At 69.3% G+C, this 22327-nt stretch carries 17 protein-coding genes, 1 tRNA gene and 4 pseudogenes; 11 read left to right on the plus strand and 11 right to left on the minus strand.

All coding sequences use genetic code 11. The features are described from left to right. Positions 1-108: 108 nt before the first annotated feature. Positions 109-2760, minus strand: coding sequence for an ATP-dependent chaperone ClpB (clpB, locus tag CG747_RS06155; RefSeq protein ID WP_100600607.1), 2652 nt, complete (start codon positions 2758-2760; stop codon positions 109-111). Positions 2761-2959: 199 nt separating this feature from the next. Here clpB and CG747_RS06160 point away from each other — a divergent pair, with 199 nt between their 5' ends. From CG747_RS06160 to CG747_RS06175, 3 genes are all read left to right on the plus strand, one after another. Continuing rightward, positions 2960-3532, plus strand: coding sequence for a Uma2 family endonuclease (locus CG747_RS06160; RefSeq protein ID WP_100600608.1), 573 nt, complete (start codon positions 2960-2962; stop codon positions 3530-3532). A gap of 42 nt (positions 3533-3574) precedes the next feature. Further along, positions 3575-3979, plus strand: coding sequence for a pyridoxamine 5'-phosphate oxidase family protein (locus CG747_RS06165; protein WP_100600609.1), 405 nt, complete (start codon positions 3575-3577; stop codon positions 3977-3979). A gap of 481 nt (positions 3980-4460) precedes the next feature. Then, positions 4461-4865: a hypothetical protein gene (locus CG747_RS06175; RefSeq protein WP_100600610.1), complete on the plus strand. Its 405-nt coding sequence runs from the start codon at positions 4461-4463 to the stop codon at positions 4863-4865. A gap of 78 nt (positions 4866-4943) precedes the next feature. On the opposite strand, the gene CG747_RS06180 is transcribed toward CG747_RS06175, so the two are convergent. The 4 genes from CG747_RS06180 to dnaK are packed head-to-tail and all read right to left on the minus strand — an operon-like array spanning position 4944 to position 9167. Further along, positions 4944-5399 (minus strand): heat shock protein transcriptional repressor HspR, encoded by a 456-nt coding sequence (locus CG747_RS06180; RefSeq protein WP_100600611.1) that lies wholly within the window; start codon positions 5397-5399, stop codon positions 4944-4946. A 1-nt stretch (position 5400) separates the two neighbouring features. Then, positions 5401-6579: a molecular chaperone DnaJ gene (dnaJ, locus tag CG747_RS06185; protein ID WP_100600612.1), complete on the minus strand. Its 1179-nt coding sequence runs from the start codon at positions 6577-6579 to the stop codon at positions 5401-5403. 45 nt (positions 6580-6624) lie between these two features. Continuing rightward, complete coding sequence (grpE, locus tag CG747_RS06190) at positions 6625-7311, minus strand: nucleotide exchange factor GrpE (protein ID WP_100600613.1); 687 nt, start codon at positions 7309-7311, stop codon at positions 6625-6627. Next, positions 7308-9167 carry a molecular chaperone DnaK gene (gene dnaK / locus CG747_RS06195; RefSeq protein WP_100600614.1) on the minus strand — a complete coding sequence of 620 codons (1860 nt, stop codon included), beginning with the start codon at positions 9165-9167 and terminating at the stop codon, positions 7308-7310. The genes grpE and dnaK overlap by 4 nt, the downstream gene beginning before the upstream one ends. 333 nt (positions 9168-9500) lie before the next feature. Between dnaK and CG747_RS06200 the strand changes: the two genes are divergently transcribed. Then, positions 9501-11771: a (Fe-S)-binding protein gene (locus tag CG747_RS06200; RefSeq protein WP_100600615.1), complete on the plus strand. Its 2271-nt coding sequence runs from the start codon at positions 9501-9503 to the stop codon at positions 11769-11771. A gap of 260 nt (positions 11772-12031) precedes the next feature. Next, positions 12032-12958 (plus strand): Yip1 family protein, encoded by a 927-nt coding sequence (locus tag CG747_RS06205; protein ID WP_100600616.1) that lies wholly within the window; start codon positions 12032-12034, stop codon positions 12956-12958. 126 nt (positions 12959-13084) lie between these two features. Here the strand turns inward: CG747_RS06205 and CG747_RS06210 are convergent, their stop codons facing one another. The 3 genes from CG747_RS06210 to dcd form a co-directional block, all read right to left on the minus strand. Next, positions 13085-14671 carry a ricin-type beta-trefoil lectin domain protein gene (locus CG747_RS06210; RefSeq protein WP_100600617.1) on the minus strand — a complete coding sequence of 529 codons (1587 nt, stop codon included), beginning with the start codon at positions 14669-14671 and terminating at the stop codon, positions 13085-13087. A gap of 154 nt (positions 14672-14825) precedes the next feature. Beyond that, positions 14826-15323, minus strand: coding sequence for a phosphoribosyltransferase (locus CG747_RS06215; protein WP_018539917.1), 498 nt, complete (start codon positions 15321-15323; stop codon positions 14826-14828). 68 nt (positions 15324-15391) lie between these two features. Further along, positions 15392-15967, minus strand: a complete 576-nt coding sequence (dcd, locus tag CG747_RS06220) for a dCTP deaminase (RefSeq protein WP_100600909.1) — start codon at positions 15965-15967, stop codon at positions 15392-15394. Between the two features lie 568 nt (positions 15968-16535). Between dcd and CG747_RS06225 the strand changes: the two genes are divergently transcribed. After that, positions 16536-16609 (plus strand) — tRNA-Gly (locus CG747_RS06225). A gap of 392 nt (positions 16610-17001) precedes the next feature. Here CG747_RS06225 and CG747_RS06230 read toward each other — a convergent pair. Then, positions 17002-17307, minus strand: a complete 306-nt coding sequence (locus CG747_RS06230; protein ID WP_180985412.1) for a transposase — start codon at positions 17305-17307, stop codon at positions 17002-17004. 101 nt (positions 17308-17408) lie between these two features. After that, positions 17409-18434: a hypothetical protein gene (locus tag CG747_RS06235; RefSeq protein WP_257980250.1), complete on the minus strand. Its 1026-nt coding sequence runs from the start codon at positions 18432-18434 to the stop codon at positions 17409-17411. A gap of 138 nt (positions 18435-18572) precedes the next feature. Here CG747_RS06235 and CG747_RS50930 point away from each other — a divergent pair. The 3 pseudogenes from CG747_RS50930 to CG747_RS50940 form a co-directional block, all read left to right on the plus strand. Next, positions 18573-18794: pseudogene (locus CG747_RS50930) on the plus strand (transposase); the annotation flags it as partial. A gap of 103 nt (positions 18795-18897) precedes the next feature. Further along, positions 18898-19122: pseudogene (locus CG747_RS50935) on the plus strand (transposase); the annotation flags it as partial. Further along, a pseudogene (locus CG747_RS50940) lies at positions 19096-19653 on the plus strand (transposase). The pseudogenes CG747_RS50935 and CG747_RS50940, both read left to right, overlap by 27 nt. A 4-nt stretch (positions 19654-19657) precedes the next feature. Here the strand turns inward: CG747_RS50940 and CG747_RS06250 are convergent. After that, positions 19658-20275, minus strand: a pseudogene (locus CG747_RS06250) (SDR family NAD(P)-dependent oxidoreductase); the annotation flags it as partial. Between the two features lie 200 nt (positions 20276-20475). Between CG747_RS06250 and CG747_RS06260 the strand changes: the two are divergent. Both CG747_RS06260 and CG747_RS06265 read left to right on the plus strand, forming a co-directional pair. After that, positions 20476-21213: a methyltransferase domain-containing protein gene (locus tag CG747_RS06260; RefSeq protein ID WP_100600621.1), complete on the plus strand. Its 738-nt coding sequence runs from the start codon at positions 20476-20478 to the stop codon at positions 21211-21213. Between the two features lie 213 nt (positions 21214-21426). Further along, positions 21427-22050: an ATP-binding protein gene (locus tag CG747_RS06265; protein ID WP_100600622.1), complete on the plus strand. Its 624-nt coding sequence runs from the start codon at positions 21427-21429 to the stop codon at positions 22048-22050. The last annotated feature ends 277 nt before the right edge of the window (positions 22051-22327 follow it).

The raw sequence follows: 22327 nt of genomic DNA on the forward strand, positions 1-22327 counted from the left end.
CGTATGGTCCTTGCCCATCCTCCCCCATACGCGCCCGGTCCTGGCAACCCCGGACCGGCGGACGGGCGCGTACGGGGGTCGGCGGGCGGACCGCGCGGTGCCGGTCTCTCAGCCGGTGGGGCGGACCGCCTCGACCGTGAGGCTCTCCCCGTCGCCGGCCACGTCCACCCGGACGGTGTCCCCGTCGAGCACGTCGCCGGCCAGGATGGCGCGTGCCAGCTGGTCGCCGATGGCGCTCTGGACCAGGCGGCGCAGCGGACGGGCGCCGTAGGAGAGGTCCGGGGCCGGGGCGTCCGCGGCCGGCTCCTGGCCCAGCCAGGCGAGCCAGGCCAGGGCCCGGTCGGTGACGTCCAGGGTGAGCCGCCGGTCGCTCAGGCGGCTCTGGAGGTGGTCCAGCTGGATCCGGGCGATCCGCTCCAGCTGCTCCGTGCCGAGCGGGTGGAAGACGACCAGGTCGTCGAGGCGGTTGAGGAATTCGGGGCGGAACGCGCTGCGGACCGTCTCCAGCACCTTCTCCTTCTTCTGCTCCTCCTTCAGCAGCGGGTCCATCAGGAAGTTCGAGCCGAGGTTGGAGGTGAGGATGAGGATGGTGTTGCGGAAGTCGACGGTGCGGCCCTGGCCGTCGGTGAGGCGCCCGTCGTCGAGCACCTGCAGGAGGATGTCGAAGACCTCGTGGTGCGCCTTCTCCACCTCGTCCAGCAGGACGACGCTGTACGGGCGGCGGCGGACCGCCTCGGTGAGCTGGCCGCCCTCCTCGTAGCCGACGTAGCCGGGGGGCGCGCCCACCAGCCGGGCCACGCTGTGCTTCTCGCTGTACTCCGACATGTCGATCCGGACCATCGCCCGCTCGTCGTCGAACAGGAAGTCCGCCAGCGCCTTGGCCAGCTCGGTCTTGCCGACGCCGGTCGGGCCGAGGAAGAGGAACGAGCCGGTGGGCCGGTCCGGGTCGGCGATCCCGGCGCGGGTGCGGCGCACCGCGTCGGAGACCGCGCGGACCGCCTCGGTCTGGCCGATCAGCCGCTTGCCGAGCTCCTCCTCCATGCGCAGCAGCTTCTGGGTCTCGCCCTCCAGCAGCCGCCCGGCCGGGATGCCCGTCCAGGCGCCGACCACGTCCGCGATGTCGTCCGGGCCGACCTCCTCCTTGACCATCGACTCCTTGGCGCCGCCGGAGTCCTTGGCCGCCTCCTGCTCGGCCTCCGCCTCCGCGGCCTCCGCCAGCTCCCGCTCCAGGGACGGGATCTCCCCGTACAGCAGCTTGGAGGCGGTGTCGAAGTCGCCGTCGCGCTGGGCGCGCTCGGCCTGGCCGCGCAGGTCGTCCAGGCGCTCCTTGAGCTCACCGACGCGGTTGAGGCTCTGCTTCTCCTTCTCCCAGCGCGCGGTCAGACCGCGCAGCTCCTCCTCCTTGTCGGCGAGGTCCTTGCGCAGCTTCTCCAGCCGCGCCACGGAGCCGGCGTCGGTCTCGTTGCGCAGCGCCAGCTCCTCCATCTTCAGCCGGTCCACGGCGCGCTGGAGCTCGTCGATCTCGACCGGCGAGGAGTCGATCTCCATCCGGAGCCGGGAGGCGGCCTCGTCGACCAGGTCGATGGCCTTGTCGGGGAGGAAGCGGGAGGTGATGTAGCGGTCGGAGAGGGTGGCCGCGGCGACCAGCGCGGAGTCGGCGATCTGGACCTTGTGGTGCGCCTCGTAGCGCCCCTTGAGGCCGCGCAGGATCGCCACCGTGTCCTCGACGGTCGGCTCGGCGACCAGCACCTGCTGGAAGCGCCGCTCCAGCGCCGGGTCCTTCTCGATCCGCTCGCGGTACTCGTCCAGGGTGGTCGCGCCGACCATCCGCAGCTCGCCGCGGGCCAGCATCGGCTTGAGCATGTTGCCCGCGTCCATCGCCGAGTCGCCGCCGGCACCCGCGCCGACGACGGTGTGCAGCTCGTCGATGAAGGTGATGATCTGGCCGTCGCTGGCCTTGATCTCGGCCAGGACGGTCTTCAGCCGCTCCTCGAACTCGCCCCGGTACTTCGCGCCCGCGACCATCGCGCCCAGGTCCAGCGCGACCAGCCGCTTGTTGCGCAGCGACTCGGGCACGTCGCCCTTGACGATGCGCTGGGCCAGCCCCTCGACGACCGCGGTCTTGCCGACGCCCGGCTCGCCGATCAGCACCGGGTTGTTCTTCGTCCGGCGGGAGAGCACCTGCACCACCCGGCGGATCTCCTGGTCCCGGCCGATGACCGGGTCGAGCTTGCCCTCCCGGGCCGCGGCGGTGAAGTCCGTACCGAACTTCTCCAGCGCCTTGTACGTGCCCTCCGGGTCCGGACCGGTCACCCGCTGCCCGCCGCGGCTGGCCTCGAAGGCGGCCAGCAGCTTCTTGGCGGTGGCGCCCTGCTGCTCCAGCAGCTCACCGGTGCGGCCGCCCTTGGCGGCGATGCCGATGAGCAGGTGCTCGGTGGAGATGTAGGCGTCGCCCAGGTCCTTGGCGCGCTGGGCGGCGTCGGCGATGGCGGCGAGCAGCTCGCGGTCCGGCTGCGGCGGGGCCACGGTCGAGCCCTGGACGCTGGGCAGCCCGGCGAGCTGCCGCTCCGCGCCGGAGCGCAGCTGTGCGGCGTCCGCCTCGACGGCCGCCAGCAGATCCATGATGTTCTCGTTGTCCTGCCCCGCGAGCAGTGCGAGCAGGAGATGCGCGGACGTCATGTCCGCGTGCCCGGCGGCGACCGCCCGCTCACTGGCGGCGCTCAGCGCCTCCCGGCTCTTGTTGGTCAGCTCGGCGTCCACGTCTGCCTGGTCCTCCTCGTGCGTTCCGGCGCTCCGCGCGCTCCCCTTATCCAATCCTGCCTTGCTCAACGTGCAATAAGTTGAGTCTACTCCACTCAATGTCCACTCGTGCGAGCGAAACCGGCCGTGAATATGCCCCTGTCATTGGCCGCGCCGACAACGCTGGCCTTCGACCACAAGGAGGTGCAGCATGACGGCTATGGCACACGAGCCGATGCCCACGCAGGACGACTCCCTCCTCAAGGGCTTCCTGGCCCTGGAAACTCCGACCGGCTTCCGGGCCGAGCCCATCGAGGGAGAGATCGTCGTGACACCGCCGACGGATGGCGGCCATGAGGACTACCTGGGCATCGTCGGCAGGCAGGTGACACGAAGGCCCGCGACCGACATGCAGATCTCGGGGTACAAGGGACTCGTCCTTTCCCGTGCGGACGGCCAGCCCGCGGACCACGTGATCCCCGACGCCACCATCGCCCCGTACGCGTTGCGTCTCTTCCGGGGTGCGGAGCCGTGGATGCCCAGCGAGGGCGTCGCCATGGTCGTCGAGGTGACATCGAGCAGGCCCCGCAACGACCGGGTCGCCAAGCGCCACGCCTACGCACGTGCCGCCATCCCCCTCTGTCTTCTCGTCGACCGCGGCAAGTCCGCAGTCACGGCCTTCAGCGAGCCGAAGGGCGACGACTACCTCACCACGCACACCGCCCCCTTCGGCGATCCCCTCCCCCTCCCCGCCCCCTTCTCCTTCGACCTGGAGACCACCGACTTCCTCTGAGCGCCTGCCGGGCCGCGGACCGCGCCAACTACCCTGGCCCCCATGGCCCACGACCTGAGCGCGCTGCCCCCCGAGTACCTCGCCTTCTGGGGCGAGTACCAGATGCCGACCCTCACGACCCTGCGGGCCAACGGCACCCCGCACGTCGTCCCGGTCGGCGTCACCTTCGACGCCGGGCAGCGGATCGCGCGGATCATCACCCGCAAGGACAGCACCAAGGTCAAGAACATCCTCGCCGCCGGCCCCGGCGGGGCGCGGGTGGCGGTGTGCCAGGTGGACCGCGGCCGCTGGGCGACCCTGGAGGGCGTCGCCCGGGTGCGGACGGACGCGGAGACGGTGGCCGACGCGGTGCGCCGGTATGCCGAGCGGTACGGCCGGACCCCGGAGCCCAACCCCGACCGCGTGATGATCGAGATCGCGGTGACCAAGGCCCTCGGCCGGGCCTGAGCGCCCGCCCGCCGACGCCACGCCCGCGCCACCGGCGCCGTACCGCCCGTACCCAGGCCCCGTTCACCGCCCGTACGGCTACCGCCCCCGACAGGTCCGGACCTGGCCGAAACCGCATCCTCCGGATCCGTCATCCGGCGCCCACCTGGTACTCAAGAACGGCAGGAACCGAACACCTCCGCGCATCGGCGAGCGGCATCGGCCCTGTCCCGGGCAAAAAGACGGCAGCTGGAGGCCGCATGGCGTCGGCAATGGGCACCACGACGACCGTTCCGCGCCGCCTGCCCCGGAAACGGACGGCCCGCCCCCGCCCGTCCGCCGAGAACTGCCCGCGGTGCGGAGGCCAGTTGGCCGTGAACCAGGACGGCTGGAAGATCTGCCATGCCTGCGGATATGCGTCGCCGCCCGGCGCAGCCCCTCCTCCCCGGGCCCTTCGCGGGGGTATCGTCGCCCCCACAGTCGCCACGCCCCGGAGGGCACGATGAACCCGGTCCGAGTGACGGCGATCGCCTGCCTGATGCCGCTGTCCGAGCTGGACGAGGATCCGTTCCTGGTCGACGACCGCAGCCAGCACGCCATGTGCAAGCAGTGGGCGGCAGCCCGTGACTACCGCCTGACCTGCCAGCTCAGCCTGCACCAGCTGCGCGCCGACCACAGCGCGCTGTGGCACGACGTCGAAGAGGGCCTGGTCGACGTGTTCGTGACGCCCAACCGCCGGGCACTGGAGTACGCCATCGACGGCGCCGACGAGTTCACCGCGCGGTGCGCGGCGGCGGGCGTCCGGCTGGAGACCGCCGACCTGGACGAGCCGGTCTACACCCTGGCGATGAAGTCGCATGTGCACCGCCGGCTCTCGATGCCGACGGCCGGGTACAACGGCTGCTGACCGCACGCAGCGGGCAACGGCACACGAAGGGCCGGGGTGGTCCGCCCACCCCGGCCCTTCGCCGCGTCCGCTACGGCGTCACTCCGGCGACCGCTTGGGCCGCCAGACCACCAGCGCGCTGGTCTGCTGCACGTCCTGGTACGGCACCAGGTCGCGGCGGTAGGAGGCGTGCACCGCCGCCTCCCGCTGCCGCATCGCGCTGGCCGCGCCCTCCAGGGCGCCCTGGAGCTCGGCGACCCGCTGCTGGAGCGCCGCGACCTGGTTCTCCAGCTCGATGATGCGCTTGATGCCGGCGAGGTTGATGCCCTCCTCCTGCGACAACTGCTGGACGGTGCGCAGCAGTTCGATGTCGCGGGCGGAGTAGCGGCGGCCCCGCCCGGCCGTGCGGTCGGGGGAGACCAGGCCCAGGCGGTCGTACTGCCGCAGGGTCTGCGGGTGCAGGCCGGAGAGTTGGGCCGCGACGGAGATGACGTACACCGGTGATTCGTCGGTCAGTTCATAGGGGTTACGACGCTGCCCGCCCCGGCTGTCCATCTCATGCTCCCTTCGCGGCCTGGAACAGCTCCGCCCGCGGGTCCGGGCCCGCGGTCGCCTCGCGATAGGACTCCAGCGCTTCCTTCGCCTTGTCGCCGAGGTCCCCGGGAACGACCACCTCTATGGTGACCAGCAGGTCACCGCGGGTGCCGTCCTTGCGGGCCGCACCCTTGCCGCGGGCCCGCATCGTGCGTCCGTTGGGTGTGCCGGCCGGCAGCTTCAGCGTGACCGGCGGGCCGCCCAGCGTCGGCACCTTGATCTCGCCGCCGAGCGCGGCCTCCGGGAAGGTGACCGGCACCGTGACGGTGAGGTTGTCGCCCTTGCGGCCGAAGACCGGGTGCTCGTCGACGTGGACGACCACGTACAGGTCGCCGGCCGGGCCGCCGTGCTCGCCCGGGGCGCCCTTGCCGCGCAGCCGGATGCGCTGCCCGTCCGAGACGCCCGCCGGGATGCGGACCTGCATCGTGCGGGCGCTGGACGCGCGCCCGCTGCCCTTGCAGACCTCGCAGGGCTCCTGGGCGATCAGGCCGCGGCCCTTGCAGTCGGCGCACGGGTCGGTGAGCGAGAAGCCGCCGCCCGCGCCCCGGCTGACCTGGCCGGTGCCGACACAGGTCGGGCAGACCCGAGGCGTACCGTTTTTGTCGCCGGTGCCGGAACACGCCTTGCAGGGCGCCTGGCTGGACATCCGCAGCGGGACCGTGGCCCCGTCGACCGCCTCGGTGAAGCTGAGCGTCACCTCGGACTCGATGTCCTGGCCGCGGCGCGGCTGCGTGCGGGTGGTGGCGCCGCCGCGGTTGAAGAGGCCGCCGAAGACGTCCCCGATCCCGCCGCCGAAGCCACCGGACCCGGTGGTTCCGCCCGCGCCCCCGGCGCCCCCGAAGAGGTCGCCGAGGTCGAAGTTGAAGCTTCCCCCGCCGCCGGGGCCGGGCCGGAAGCCGCCGTTGCCGAAAAGTGCGCGGGCGTCGTCGTACTCCTTGCGGCGCTTGGCGTCGCCGAGCACGTCGTTGGCCTCGGAGATCTCCTTGAAGCGCTCCTCGGCCTTGGCGTCGCCCTTGTTGGCGTCCGGGTGGAACTCGCGGGCGAGCTTGCGGTACGCCTTCTTGATCTCCGCCTCGGTGGCGTCCTTGGGGACGCCGAGGACCTTGTAGTAGTCCTTCTCGACGAAGTCCTTGGTGCTCATCCTCGACGTCCCTCCTTCCGGGCGGTTCTCTCGTCGGCCCGTACGTCAGCCCTTGTCCGGGCCACCGCTCTCCTTGTCCGCACCCTTGGCACCCTTGGCTCCCTTGCCGCCCTTGGCGCCCTTGGTCTCCTCCTCGGAGGCGGACTTGGCGTTCTGCGCGCCCGGCTGCGGCTCGGCGACCGCGACCCGCGCGGGGCGGATCGTGCGCTCACCGATGCGATACCCGGGCTGCAGGATGGCGACGCATGTCGTCTCCGTGACATCGGGCGCGTACGAGTGCATCAGCGCTTCGTGGATCGTCGGGTCGAAGGGCTCGCCCTCCTTGCCGAACTGCTGCAGACCGAGCTTGGCGGCCACGGTCTCCAGCGACTCGGCCACCGACTTGAAGCCGCCGACCAACTCGCCGTGCTCCCGGGCCCGACCGATGTCGTCGAGCACGGGCAGGAGCTCGGACAGCAGGTTCGCCGCGGCGAGCTCCTTGACGGTCACGCGGTCGCGCTCCACCCGGCGGCGGTAGTTCTGGTACTCCGCCTGGAGCCGCTGGAGATCAGCGGTGCGCTCGTTGACTGCGGTGCGCGCCTGGTCCAACTGGGCCTGGAGCGCTACGTCCTGGACGTCCCCGGCCGGGGCCGAGCCCGCCTTGTCGGCGGACTCGGCCTGTGCCGCGTCTTCGGAAGCGGCATCGGAAGGGACGTCGGGCTTCTCGTCGAAGCCCGGGGTCTCCTCCGTCACGCCGCACCGTCCTTCTTCGGCTTCTCGTCGTCGACGATCTCGGCGTCGACGACGTCGTCCTCGGCCTTGGCCTGCTGGCCGCCGGCGGCGGCACCCTCGGCACCGGCCGCACCCTGGGCCGCCTGGGCGTCGGCGTACATGGCCTGGCCCAGCTTCTGGGAGACGGCCGCGACCTTCTCCGAGGCGGTCTTGATCTCGGCGGTGTCCTCGCCCTTGAGCTTCTCCTTCAGCTCGGCGACGGAGGACTCGACCTCGGTCTTGACCTCGGCGGGCACCTTGTCCTCGTTGTCCTTGAGGAACTTCTCGGTCTGGTAGACCAGCTGCTCGCCCTGGTTGCGGGTCTCGGCGGCCTCGCGGCGCTTGTGGTCCTCCTCCGCGTACCGCTCGGCCTCCTCACGCATCCGGTTGACCTCGTCCTTCGGCAGCGAGGAGCCGCCGGTGACGGTCATCTTCTGCTCCTTGCCCGTGCCCAGGTCCTTGGCGGTCACGTGCATGATGCCGTTGGCGTCGATGTCGAAGGAGACCTCGATCTGCGGGACGCCGCGCGGGGCCGGCGGCAGACCGGTCAGCTCGAACATCCCGAGCTTCTTGTTGTACGCCGCGATCTCGCGCTCGCCCTGGTAGACCTGGATCTGCACGGACGGCTGGTTGTCCTCGGCCGTGGTGAAGATCTCCGAGCGCTTGGTCGGGATCGTGGTGTTGCGCTCGATCAGCTTGGTCATGATGCCGCCCTTGGTCTCGATACCAAGCGACAGCGGGGTGACGTCCAGCAGGAGGACGTCCTTGACCTCGCCCTTGAGGACACCGGCCTGGAGGCTGGCGCCCATGGCGACAACCTCGTCCGGGTTGACGCCCTTGTTGGCCTCCTTGCCGCCGGTCAGCTCCTTGACGAGCTCGGCGACGGCGGGCATGCGGGTCGAGCCGCCGACCAGGACCACGTGGTCGATCTCGGCCAGCTGGATGCCGGCGTCCTTGATCACGTTGTGGAACGGGGTCTTGCAGCGGTCGAGCAGGTCCGCGGTGAGCTGCTGGAACTGAGAGCGGGTGAGCTTCTCGTCCAGGTGCAGCGGGCCCTCGGCGGAGGCGGTGATGTAGGGCAGGTTGATCGTCGTCTCGCTGGACGACGACAGCTCGATCTTCGCCTTCTCCGCGGCCTCGCGCAGGCGCTGGAGCGCCATCTTGTCCTTGGAGAGGTCCACGCCGTGGCCGCCTGCGAACTGCTTGACCAGGTAGTCGACGACGCGCTGGTCCCAGTCGTCACCACCGAGGTGGTTGTCGCCGTTGGTGGCCTTCACCTCGACGACGCCGTCGCCGATCTCCAGCAGCGACACGTCGAAGGTGCCGCCACCGAGGTCGAAGACGAGAATGGTCTGGTCTTCCTTCTCCAGGCCGTAGGCCAGGGCGGCGGCGGTGGGCTCGTTGACGATGCGCAGGACGTTGAGGCCCGCGATCTCACCGGCCTCCTTGGTGGCCTGGCGCTCGGAGTCGTTGAAGTACGCCGGGACGGTGATGACCGCGTCGGTGACCTTCTCGCCGAGGTAGGACTCCGCATCCCGCTTCAGCTTCTGCAGGATGAACGCAGACATCTGCTGCGGGTTGAAGTCCTTGTCGTCGATGTTGATCTTCCAGTCAGTGCCCATGTGGCGCTTGACCGAACGGATCGTCCGCTCGACGTTGGTCACCGCCTGACGCTTCGCGACCTCGCCGACCAGCACCTCGCCGTTCTTGGCGAAGGCGACGACGGACGGCGTGGTCCTGGCGCCCTCGGCGTTGGTGATGACGGTGGGCTCACCGCCTTCGAGAACACTGACGACGGAGTTAGTCGTGCCCAGGTCGATGCCGACCGCACGTGCCATTTCGATTCCTCCAGCTGACTTGAGTGGAACAGGCTCAAGGGTGCAACACCGATCCGGACCTGTCAACAGACCTGAGTCGGGGCCGCTCAACTTTTATGTCGCCCTTATCGTCACCAGGCCATTCCGGAGGACGCTGGGGACGGGCGGGCGGTTGCCCGCGCGACACAGATCACCGGCCGGGCGCCTTCATGGGGCCCGGAATACTGGGTAACCTCAGCGCAGACCCAAAAAGTTACCGCTTAGTAATTCCGCTCAGATCTCCGCGCCCGGCCGTTCCGATCGCGCGGTTCCCTCCGTCTTTCGCCCGCTCTCGCAGGTCCGAGGAGCCCCCAAATGCAACTCGCCGCGATCATCGTGTCGCTGGTCCTAATCGCGGTCGGCGTCGCGCTGTTCGGCCGTGCCATCCTGCAGATCTTCCGCCAGGTCCGGCTCGGTCAGCCCGTGCCCGCCGGCTCCCGCACCGACGAGCCCGTGCAGCGCACGGTCACCTTGGCCAAGGAGTTCGTCGGCCACACCCGGATGAACCGCTGGGGCGTCGTCGGCGTGGCGCACTGGTTCGTGGCGGTGGGCTTCCTGACGCTGCTGCTGACGATCGTCAACGCCATCGGCCAGCTCTTCAAGGCCGACTGGCTCCTGCCCGTCATCGGCAACTGGCTGCCCTGGGAGCTGTATGTCGAGGGCATGGGCACCCTGACGACCGTCGGCATCGTCGTCCTGATCGTCATCCGGCAGCTGAACCGTCCTGGCGGGGCGGGCCGCAAGTCCCGCTTCTCGGGGTCCAACACCGGCCAGGCGTACTTCGTCGAGACCGTCATCCTGATCGTCGGCATCTGCATCGTCACGCTGCACGCCCTAGAGGGCGCCCAGCACGGCGTCGACCACTACGAGCCCGCGTACTTCCTCTCGTACCCGCTGGTCGCGGCCTTCAAGGGGATGAGCGTCGGCACGCTGCAGAACCTCACCTACTTCTTCGCCGGCCTGAAGATCGCCACCTCGTTCATCTGGATGATCACGGTCGCCCTCAAGACCGACATGGGCGTGGCCTGGCACCGGTTCCTGGCCTTCCCCAACATCTGGTTCAAGCGTGAGGCGGACGGCGGCACGGCGCTGGGCGCGCTCCAGCCGATGACGTCGGCGGGCAAGCCGATCGACTTCGAAGACCCGGGCGAGGACGACCAGTTCGGCGTCTCCCAGGTCGAGCACTTCTCGTGGAAGGGCCTGCTGGACTTCTCCACCTGCACCGAGTGCGGGCGCTGCCAGTCGCAGTGCCCCGCGTGGAACACCGGCAAGCCGCTCTCCCCGAAGCTGCTGATCATGTCGCTGCGCGACCATGCGCACGCCAAGGCCCCGTACCTGCTCGCCGGCGGCGGCAAGGACATGGAGGGCGAGGAGAAGGCGACCGAGGAGCAGCTCAAGGACGTCCCGGCGGCCGCCCTCGCCGAGGCCGAGCGCCCGCTGATCGGCACCCTCGAAGAGAACGGCGTCATCGACCCCGACGTCCTGTGGTCCTGCACCACCTGCGGCGCCTGCGTCGAGCAGTGCCCGGTCGACATCGAGCACGTCGACCACATCGTCGACATGCGCCGCTACCAGGTCATGATCGAGTCCGCGTTCCCGTCCGAGGCGGGCACGATGCTCAAGAACCTGGAGAAGAAGGGCAACCCCTGGGGCCTGGCCAAGAAGCAGCGTCTGGCCTGGACCAAGGAGGTCGACTTCGAGATCCCGGTCGTCGGCAAGGACATCGAGGACCTCACCGAGGTCGACTACCTCTACTGGGTCGGCTGCGCCGGCGCCCTGGAGGACCGCGCCAAGAAGACCACCAAGGCGTTCGCCGAGCTGCTGCACATCGCGGGCGTGAAGTTCGCGATCATGGGCGGCGACGAGGCGTGCACCGGTGACTCCGCCCGCCGCCTGGGCAACGAGTTCCTCTTCCAGCAGCTCGGCCAGCAGAACGTCGAGGCCCTGAACATGGCCTTCGGCGAGGACGGCGAGGACGAGTCGACGAAGAAGCCCAAGGCGTCGAAGAAGATCGTCGCGACCTGCCCGCACTGCCTCAACACGCTCGGCAACGAGTACCCGCAGCTCGGCGGCGACTACGAGGTGATCCACCACACGCAGCTGCTGCAGCACCTGGTCGACGAGGGCAAGCTCATCCCGGTCACCCCGGTCGAGGGCATCATCACGTACCACGACCCGTGCTACCTGGGCCGCCACAACAAGATCTACACGCCGCCGCGCGAGATCATCGAAAAGGTCCCGGGCCTGCGGAACGAGGAGATGCACCGCCACAAGGAGCGCGGCTTCTGCTGCGGCGCCGGCGGCGCCCGGATGTGGATGGAGGAGCGGATCGGCAAGCGCATCAACAACGAGCGCGTCGACGAGGCCCTCTCGCTCAACCCCGACATCGTCTCGACGGCCTGCCCGTTCTGCCTCGTCATGCTGACGGACTCCGTCAACGGCAAGAAGAACGACGGCAAGGCCAAGGAGTCCATCCAGGTCGTCGACGTCGCCCAGCTGCTGCTGGACTCCGTCAAGACCCCGCTGGACCCGCCGGCGGACGAGGAGGAGCCGGCGGACGCACCGGAGCCGGCACCGGTGAAGTAACCCTCGCCACACCAGGAAGACGGCCGGTCCCCTCGGGGACCGGCCGTCTTCGCCTTTTTTCCGGCCATCAACGGGAGGGGCCGGGGCTGCGGGCGCGGATACGGCAACCCCGCGGCGGGACGCCCGGCGACGTGCGAGGACCCCCAGGGGATACCCCCTAGGGGATGTCACAGCTCGGCTCCAAAGGGCCACCACTCCTCCATCGCGGCCCCACCCATGCCACGGGACCAGGTACTTTCGAAAGCGTGGCTGGATTCAGGATGGGTCGCGGACGGGATGCCCGTCCCGCGCAGGACGGACAGCAGGTGGGGCAGCAGGGGCCGCACGGGTACGGGCCGCCCCCGTCGTACGGGCAGCAGCCCCCGCAGGGGCAGTGGCAGCCCGCGCCGCCGGCGTACGGCGCTCCCCAGGGCGGGCCGAGCCCGCAGGGGCAGCCCGAGTACTTCGGCGACGGCGACGGCGGCTACCAGGCGTCCGAGCCCCCGTACGCGCCCTACGACAACCGCAACAACGCACCGGGGCACACCCAGCAGTTCAGCGTCAACGAGGCGGACGCCTACGGCCCGTACGGGGACGGGGCGGGCGACGGCGAGTACGCGCAGGGCGGCACCTACCGCGCCGGCCAGAGCAGCGCGCCCCCGGCCGGTCCGCGGCTGCCGTGGAAGCAGCTGCTGTCCGGCATCGTGCTGCGGCCCACACCCACGTTCTGGCAGATGCGGGACCACGCGCTGTGGGCCCCGGCGCTGATCGTCACCTTCGTCTACGGCCTGCTCGCGGTCTTCGGCTTCGACAAGGCCCGCGAGGACGTGCTCAACCAGACGATCGGCAACAGCATCCCCTGGGTGCTGATCACCTCGGCGATGTTCATCCTGGGCAGCCTGATCCTGGGCGCGGTCACCCACACCATGGCCCGCCAGCTGGGCGGCGACGGTGCCTGGCAGCCGACCATCGGCCTGTCCATGCTGATCATGACGATCCCGGACGCGCCGCGGCTGCTCTTCGCCATCTTCCTGGGCGGCGACAGTCCGCTGGTCCAGGTGCTGGGGTGGGCCACCTGGCTCGCCACCGGCTACCTGCTGACCTCCATGGTCAGCAAGTCGCACGACCTGCCGTGGCCCAAGGCCCTGGGCGCCGCCGCGATCCAACTGGTCGCGCTGCTGGCGCTGGTGAAGCTCGGCACGCTGTAGCCGAGCGCGCGGCGCGGTCCGGCCCACGGAAGAGGGGCCCGTTGCGGGAGACGTCCACGACGTACCTCCCGCAACGGGCCCCTCGCCGTACCGGGGGCGGGCCCGGTCACCGCTTCCGGCGGCCGGTCAGGCGAACCGCTGGCCCGCCGAACCGTCGCACTTCTGGAGCCGCAGCGGGTCCTTCGCCGCGCCCAGCGTCAGGCACAGCGACGGGGCCGCGGTCGGGCGGAGGGTGCCGCCGTCCCGGGCGAACTGCTGGTTGGCCCCGCCCGAGCAGTTCCACAGCACCAGCGCGGCGCCGGCCTCGTAGCGGGCGCCCGGCACGTCCAGGCACCTCGCCTGGCTCAGCTCCACGTGCAGCGACTGCCGGTCCTGGTCGTACCACCAGCCCTGGTTGCGCTGCCCGTTGCAGTCCCAGCCGCCGACCGCGGTGCCGTTGCGGGACAGCCCGCCGGTGGCGTCCACGCAGGTACCGGTCGCGGCGTTCTTCAGCGGCCGGTAGGCGTCGTCCCAGGCGCCCGGGTACAGCTTGGGCTGCCCGGTGTTCGCCGGATCGGCGCAGGACGCCTCCCGCAGTTGCGGCGCCGCGTACAGCTGCGTCAGGCAGGACGCGAACGCGCCGTGCCCGCGGACGTTGGGGTGGAAGGACTGGCGGACCGAATTGGCGTCCGGCGGGAAGGGGTTGGAGACGTTGACGTACAGCCCGCGGGCCCAGGTCTCCGGCATGCACACCTCGTGCCCGTGGAAGAGCCGCGAGGAGTCGAGGTAGGTGACACCGGTGTCCTGCGCGATCTTGCGCACACCGCGTTCGAAGGCCGGCACCGCCGAGTCGCGCCCCCAGCCGGAGTCCGAGGTGTACCCGGTGCACCCGCCCGGGATCTTCCCGGGGAAGTTCGGATTGTCCTCGACGTCCGGGCCGATCGGGCTCGGGTACGACATCACCACGAACCGGTAGTCGCCGTCGGCGTACCCGGCGCCCCGCATCACGGTCCGCAGGTCCCGCACCGTCGCCTCGACCTTCGGCACCAGTCCGTCGACCCGGGACTGCCAGCCCGGCTGGTACTTGGGCTCGCAGGTCCCCTGGAGCAGGAACCAGCGCTCCACGCAGTCGGTTATCACCGGCCCGAACTGGAGGTCGTCGTTGGCCCCGGCGACCAGCAGCACCATTTTCAGCCGGGTGTTGCGCGCCGCGACGGCCAGGCTGTCGCTCTGCACCAGTTCATCGGGGTACTGCTTGCTGCCGCCGATCCGGATGTTGCCGGTGTACGCGCCCGAGCACGCGACGTTGTACGTCACGTCCGCCGCGATACCGGTCCGGTGGATCGCCGAATCCGGCGACCGGTGGCACCAGTTGGTGGGCCCGTCGGTCCCCGCCTCGTACGTCCCGACGCCCTCCCCGGAGATCTCGCTGTCGCCCAGCGAGATCAGCGAGGTCTTCCGCTCGTCGAGCGGCCGCACGGCGGAGTCGCCGTAGAGCTTCGTCGCCTGCTGCGCCCGGATCCGCTCCAGTTCCGGCGACAGCGGCTGGGCGGCCGGCCGCCCGGCCGCCGTTGCGGTTCCCGCCGCCGGACTTCCGACGCCGACGGCGCTCGCACCGGCCGCCGTCACCGTGAAAGCGGCGGTCAGCGCCGCCGCCGACACCGCCACGGCGGCCCGCAACCGCCGCCCTCGTCCACGTCCGCTCCACCGCGGCCCGCGTCTCGCACGCACCATTGGGGCTCCCCTCCGGTCTGCTGTTACCGCCGGTTTCTACTCGGAGGTAGTGACCGGTGGAACACCCGGAACAGAACTGGCCGAAAGGCGTGCCACAAAATGCCGCGAGCCCGCAGAAAGCGCGGGCTCGCGGAAAAGACCGTGGGGCGGTGCCTCAGGCGTCGAGGATCTGGCCCTCGCGCCGGACCACCGGCGGCTCGACGCTCCACGGGAAGTTGATCCAGTCGTCCGTGCGCTTCCAGACGTACTCGCACTTCACCAGCGAGTGCGACTTCTCATAGATCACCGCGCTGCGGACCTCGGCGACGGTGCCCAGGCAGAAGTCGTGCACCAGCTTGAGCGTCTTGCCGGTGTCGGCGACGTCGTCCGCGATCAGCACCTTCTTGTCCGAGAAGTCGATCGCGTTCGGCACCGGCGCGAGCATCACCGGCATCTCCAGGGTGGTGCCCACCCCGGTGTAGAACTCGACATTCACCAGGTGAATGTTCTTGCAGTCCAGCGCGTACGCCAGTCCGCCGGCCACGAACACGCCGCCCCGGGCGATCGACAGCACGATGTCGGGCTCGTACCCGTCATCCGCGATCGTCTGCGCCAGCTCGCGGATGGCTCCGCCGAACCGCTCGTACGTCAGGTTCTCCCGCACGTCACCCACGACTCTCCCAGACCTTCCCTTCGTCTCCGGGCCCGCACCGGCCCTGCCTCACACCTGCGAAAGGTGCCTCACACCTGCGAACGGTGAAAGTTCTTGAACGACCGGGACGGGGTCGGACCGCGCTGCCCCTGGTAGCGCGAGCCGTAGCGCTCGCTGCCGTACGGGTGCTCCGCCGGCGAGGTCAGCCGGAACATGCACAGCTGACCGATCTTCATCCCCGGCCACAGCTTGATCGGCAACGTCGCGACATTGCTCAGCTCCAGCGTCACGTGCCCACTGAACCCCGGGTCGATGAACCCTGCGGTCGAGTGCGTCAGCAGCCCCAGCCGCCCCAGACTGGACTTGCCCTCCAGCCGCGAGGCGATGTCGTCGGGCAGCGAGATGACCTCGTACGTCGAGGCCAGCACGAACTCACCGGGGTGCAGGATGAACGCCTCGTCGCCCTCCGGCACGACCTCGCGGGTCAGGTCGGCCTGCTCGACGGCGGGGTCGATGTGCGGGTAGCGGTGATTCTCGAACACCCGGAAATAGCGATCGAGCCGCACATCGATGCTGGACGGCTGCACCATCGCCGCGTCGTAGGGGTCGATGCGCACCCGACCGGCGTCGATCTCGGCCCGGATGTCCTTGTCTGAGAGAAGCACGCAGACGAGGATACGCGCCCGCACACCCCCCGCCGTACGACGAGGGCCCGGCCCCCATCAGGGACCGGGCCACAACACGCTCACCTCGACGTCGCGTCCGAAGATCACCGCCGACCTTCACCGCGACCTCGCGACCGCCACTACCGCTTGGCGTGCTCCACCGGCACCGAATGCCGCAGCCGAGCACAGCGCGGGCAGCGCAGCAGACGCCCGGGACCGAGCCGGCCGGTGGTCTGCATGGGGAACGAAGCGGTGCTGAAGACGTGCCCCTCAGCACAACGTACGACGGTGCGCTCCATCAAGTCCCTCTCCCAACTGCGTGGACAACAAAAGCCACATTAGGGGATGAACTGGGTGCACTCGCAGGCGGCACTCCGGTGCCCCACCGTACGCCCCAACTCCCGTTCCGCGCACCCGCGTCCCGCCCCGAGGGACACCTCCGCGCGCCCCGCTCGGCGACACCTCAAAAGCACCCCGACCCACCCCCGGACATGCCGAAGACACCGCGACGCGGTGATGGGGTAGAGTGTGCGACGACGCTCCGCCTCCAGATTTGGGGCGGTGTTACGCGGGTGTAGTTTAATGGTAGAACATGAGCTTCCCAAGCTCAGAGCGCGGGTTCGATTCCCGTCACCCGCTCCATAGCGAAGGCCCAGGTCAGAGACTTGGGCCTTCATTGCTGTCTAGACCATTCTCGGGCCAACCAGCCCCCCCACCAGCCCCATCTGCCAGCCGAGGCGTAAGTTTCACCCACTCCCACACCGAGCCAGGCACCTTGAGAGTCGACCTTCTCAAATAGCGAGACGCATTTTCTGTGACTTGGGTCACTCACTCCTGAGGTGTCGCGAGATTACGGATGCAAAATGGGCTCTTGGCAAGGGAGTTCGTCGGGCCCCTGCCCGCGCTCCGGACGGCGAACGCACTCCGCTTAAAACACAGCGCAGTGTAGGCAGGACCGTTCAGCTACTGAACGGTCCTGCCTACACTGCGCATTGCCCTCTGGGTTGGGGAAAACCGACGCCTTAGAGGGTGTCTCACGTGGTGAGTTTCGCAAGCTTCTTGTAGCAGGCCAGGGCAGCCGCGAGGCCGAGGAACGCGAGAAAGTGGTTGCCCTTTCGCTCGTATCGGACGGTGAGCCGGCGGTAGCCGAACAGCCAGGAGATCGACCGCTCGATCTTCCAGCGGTGGCGGCCGAGCCGTTCGCCGGACTCGATGCCCGGGCGCGCGATCCGCGCGACGAGCCGCCTGCCGCGGAGCCATGTGAGGTGATCGGCGGAGTAGTAGGCCTTGTCCGCGCGGATCTTGGCCGGCCGTCTTCGGCGCAGTCCGCGCCTTCTCACCTTCCCAACTTGCCCCACCGGGTGGGTTGGCCGACGGGCGTCAGGTCACCTCATGACCTCAGGTGACAAGGCACCTTCCCCAGCCGCGAGGGATGGGGGCTCTATCGTGCCGTCGGCTGGTGGAGCCAGGGCGCGCTGGTGGCCCAGAAGATGACGTCGGCTCCGAGGGTGTTCGTGCCGAAGTCGGTGAACTCCTTCCGGGTGTACGGCTTCTTCGTCTTGGGGTTCTCGTACTGGAAGTCGGGTTCCTGTACGGCCATGGCCACCATGGGGAGCTGCCCCCGGTACTTCTTGAAGAACGGGTACGAGTTCTCCATCTGCGCCGGGCGGTCCGGCAGGATGTCCGGTCCCCCCAGGCCGATTCCGTGCGCCTTGGCAAACTCGAAGGTGCGGCTCATGTACTTGCGGCTGTTGTTCCATTCACCGGGCCAGAAGTTGACGTACTGGATGAACGGCGTCTTGGTGAAGACCTTCTTGCCGTAGGCCATGTTGTCGAGTTCTGCCTTGAAGTAGGCGTCGTCGCTGTAGCCGGTGTGGTCCTTCTTGGTGTCCACCTCGGTAGCGGTTTCCGGCAGGTTCACCCCAGCGAGGCGACCGTCGAACCGCTGTGACATCGCCTTCAGCAGCTGCTGGAAACGACCCCGCACCTGCGGGTTCCATTGCGCCGCGACCGCCCCGGGCTCACCGGGGCCGAGGCCGTTCTCGTTCTTTGTCGGAGCCGCGCCTCCCTTGTACTCCGGATCCTTCAACAGATAGTCCGGGAGCCTCGCCGGCAGCGCGAAGAACCGGTCCTGGACCTGGATGAACAGCTTCTTGTGGCGGGACTGCAGGACGTCCAGCGCCCGGTCGATCTCAGAGAAGTCGTACTGATTCCTCTCCCGCTCCAGCGCCTTCCACGGCACCACCAGCTGCACGCCGGCGACATCGGGGCGATCGATCAATGGCATCACATTTGCGTCGAAATCACCGATGGAGGCGTAAAGATAGTTCTTCGCCTTCTTTCCGGGCACTGCGGCGGAAGCCTTACCGGACACCGGAGCGGGAGCCCCAGAGGCCACCGCGGCCACGCCCGTCAGGCCCATCGCCACGAGAATTCCGACACCGACAGCAATTCGCTTGGTCGCCATGAACCCCACGGTGCAGCACAGTTGTGAGAAGAATGTAAGAAGGCCGGACATTCCTCCTGACCAAGAGGACGTCTCACGTGGCGAGTTGCTGATGCGGGATGATGCTGCACTGTGGCTGTTGATCTGTCCCGTCGGCTTGTGCCGTACGGGTTGTGGGAGTTGGCGGCACCGCTGCTGCCGAAGTTCACGTCCCGCCCGCAGGGCGGGGGTACGAGTCCGGTGGACGAGCGGGCGCTGTTCACGGCGGTGGTGTACGTGCCGACCAGCGGTTGCGCCTGGCGCCGTCTTCCGCCGACGTTCGACGTCTCCCCGGCAACAGCGCACCGCCGGTTCACGGCGTGGACCGAGGCCGGGCTGTGGCGCCGACTGCACCGGGCAGTCCTGGACGAACTCGGCGCCCGGGGCGAGCTGGACTGGACCTCAGCAATCACCGACGCAGCCTCCGTCCGCGCGAAAAGGGGGGGTGCTGACCAGGCCGAACCCGGTCGATCGCGGCAAGAAGGGCAGCACATTACATGTCCTGTCCGAAGCCCAGGGCGTCCCACGGGCCCTCGCGGTCTCGGGCGCGAACGTGCACGACAGCCAGGCGTTCAAGCCGCTGATCCTCGGCATACCCGCCATCCGCTCAAGGCGCGGACTGCGCCGAAGACGGCCGGCCAAGATCCGCGCGGACAAGGCGTACTACTCCGCCGATCACCTCTGGGCCCAATTCACGGTGCTGCTGCCCGAGCGCCCGACGATCGATCCGTCTCACCCGCTGGGTTGCCACCGGCCCCGCATCAGCGACCGGATCGTGTTCGACAAGCTGCTGCAGCTACTGCGCTTCGGCTGCTCCTACCAGGCGATCGCCGACACGACCTGCTCGGCGACCACCATCCGCAACCGCCGCGACGAGTGGATCCGGCTCGGCCTCTTCGCCCGGGTCAAGCAGATCGCGCTGGAGTCCTAGGACCGGATCATCCTCACCGCCCGCAACCTGCACGGTCGCATCGCGCACAGGGGCGAGAAGGCGCCGATCCAGGCCAGTCAGCGGCGGCACGTCGAACGCACCCACGCCTGGTAGAACGCCTTCCATCGCCTTGCCCGCTGCTACGAGCGCCGTGCGACCGTCATCAACGCCTTCTTCGACCTTGCAGACATGATCATCACCGTCCGAAGCCTGCTGCGCCGAGCCTGGACCACCCACCGCTGGGGTGCCCGTCCCCGACGCTGCCCATGACTGATCACCAGGGCACGGGCGCTCCGTCCCAGGAGAAGAAGCCACCGGTGGGGCCGTCGTCCGGCAGCAGGGCCAGGCGGAGAGCTCCCTGGGCGGCCTCGGCCGGGTCGCCGCCGGCAGCGGCGGCTCGGGGGTTGAGGTCGGTGGCCCGCAGGCCGGGGGCGAGCGCGTTGACCTTGAAGCCCTCCTCGGCCAGCGTCTGAGCGTAGAAGACGGTGAGGGCGTTGAGGGCGGCCTTGGACGACCGGTAGGCGGCGGCGCCACCGCTTCCGGGGGTGAACTGGGGGTTGGGGTTGGTGCTCCAGGTCAGCGATGCGGTGCCGCTGGAGATGTTGACGATGCGGGGGTGCGGGGACCGGCGCAGGGCGGGCAGGAAGGCGTTGGTCACCGCCAGCACCCCGAACACGTTGGTCTCGTACGTGCGCCGGAACTCCTCGACGTCGGTTTCGGCCGGCGGGGCGAGTGACGCTGAGATGCCGGCGTTGTTGACCAGTACGTCCAGGCGGTCCACCTGAGCCGCGGCCTGTGCGATGCCGTCGGGATCCGTCACGTCGAGGACCAGCAGGCGGGCGCCGGCGCCGATCTCCTCGACGGCCCGCTGTCCGCGCCCGGGGTCGCGGGAGCTGGCGCGCCGAACAGGACAACGCCGGCCACCTCCATCCGGCCGAGCAGCTCGCCCTGACCATCGCCCCGCGGCTGGTGGACATCAAGTACACCCTCATGCGCAACAACCAGTGGACCGCCCCGGCACCCAGCGCCGCGTAACCACTGCCGCCTTCACCAACAGCTGCTCTGCTGCCTCTTCTTCCCAGGAGCCCCGCCATGAGTTACTTCGGCTTGCCCTCCGTCGACCTCCTCGGCGAGCAGATCGACGCCCTACTGAGCGACCCCTCCACCACCCACGGCCTGGCCCGAGCACTCCGCACAGCGGCCTGGGAGATCGAACTCCACCGCTATCACCACGCCAGCCAGCGGGCCTGGCCCGACAGCCGCATCGACCAAAAGCCCACCAAGGTCCAGATCGGCGGCGGAACCCACCGCATCGAGGACTTCTTCAACATCGACGCCGTCCCGCCGGCCGACCTGCTCTGGGATGTCCGCGAAGGCATCCCCCTGCACGACGACACCGTCGAGCTGATCTTCTCCGAGCACTTCCTGGAGCACATCGACTACCCCCGCTCGGTCAAGAGCTACGTCCGCGAGGCCCACCGCGCACTCACACCGGCCGGCCAGATCATCACGGGCGTCCCCGACGCCGCCTTCGCCCTCAGCCAGTACCCCGGGCCGCTGAACCCCGCCGACGAGATGGTCGAGCGCTGGTACGCCAAGCGCGACTGCCGCAGTGACATCAACACCCAACTCGACCTCGTCAACCTCGTCTTCCGCGACCAGGACGACGACCCCAAGTACACCCCCCACCTCTGGGCCTACGACTACGAGAAGCTCGTCCAGCTCTTCACCGAGGCCGGCTTCACCACCGTGGAGCCGTGGACCTTCGACGCCAAGATCGCCAATCCGAAGCGTCGCTGGGGAAGCGTCTACGTCGTCGCCACGAAGTAGCGACGACGTAGACCACAGACCACCCGGATAGCGACCTCCCCGGCCGCACTCCCCCCTGAGGGCTGTCATACCGACAACGGTCGGCATGCGGCGCCCACCCACGCACAGCCGTCCCTGCTGAGGGAGGCATCCCCGTGAATCACGTCGGCCTGCCGCTCAGCGATCTCCCCTCGCCTCAAGCCCCGGTCTGAAGTCCGTCGAAGGGTCTCCGGCATGCGCCTCCACAGCCAAAGCTTCCTTCTGGTCCGCGATCCAACCTCTGTGCCGATCAGCCGTCACCGTCTCCAGGGTCTGGCGAAAAAGTGGGGGCTCCGCCTCGACGAGTCCTCCGATACCGCACTGACCGTCATCACCTCGGAACTGGTCACCAACGCGGTGCGGCACGGCACCGGCACGGTGCTCACCATCACGGTGTCCGCCAACCTCAGCCGACGGCGAATCCTCGTCGAGGTCTACGACGGTTCGCTCGTCCTCCCTGTTCCGCACTGGGCGGATTCGGAGGACGAGTCCGGACGCGGGATGGCACTCATCGATCGCCTGTCCCTCTGCCACGGGGCCGAGCACACCACCTGCGGCAAATGCGTCTGGGCCGAGATCGCCATGCCCCCACAGCGAGTCACCCGACAACGGCTCATTCTCCGCCCCCGACGGGCCGCCAGAGCTATCGCCCGCCGTTTGGGCCCAGCCCGCAAGCCCCTGACGACCGTACGCGTAGGAAGCCGTGCTGGTCACGGGCGCCATTCGTCGGCTGTTACGCGCATATCCTCAGCCCTGCGGCCTGATCGCGAGCACCCGGCGCAGATCCGTGACACCCGGGAGGCCCTCCGTGGCAGCTGAAGCTGGGGGCCTCTGGGCGGTGGATAGATGGACTGGGCGTCGCGCCCGCGACGCGGATAGCACCCTATGGCCAAGGGCACGGGACGCGACGCAATCGTGCGTAACCACCTGGCACGATCTCGCAGGCCCCCGGCGGAAGAGCACCACATGGCGATCATGGTTGCTTCCTGACTATGACAAGCAGCTGCCACACCGGCGATGGGCGACGAGAGTCGTATCCCCCTCCGTGGCCTGCACAGGGCGCGTTGGACCTATGTCCTCCCACAGCCCCTTCGCG

This window comes from Streptomyces sp. CB02959 (assembly GCF_002803155.1).
In the GTDB taxonomy this organism is placed as follows: domain Bacteria; phylum Actinomycetota; class Actinomycetes; order Streptomycetales; family Streptomycetaceae; genus Streptomyces.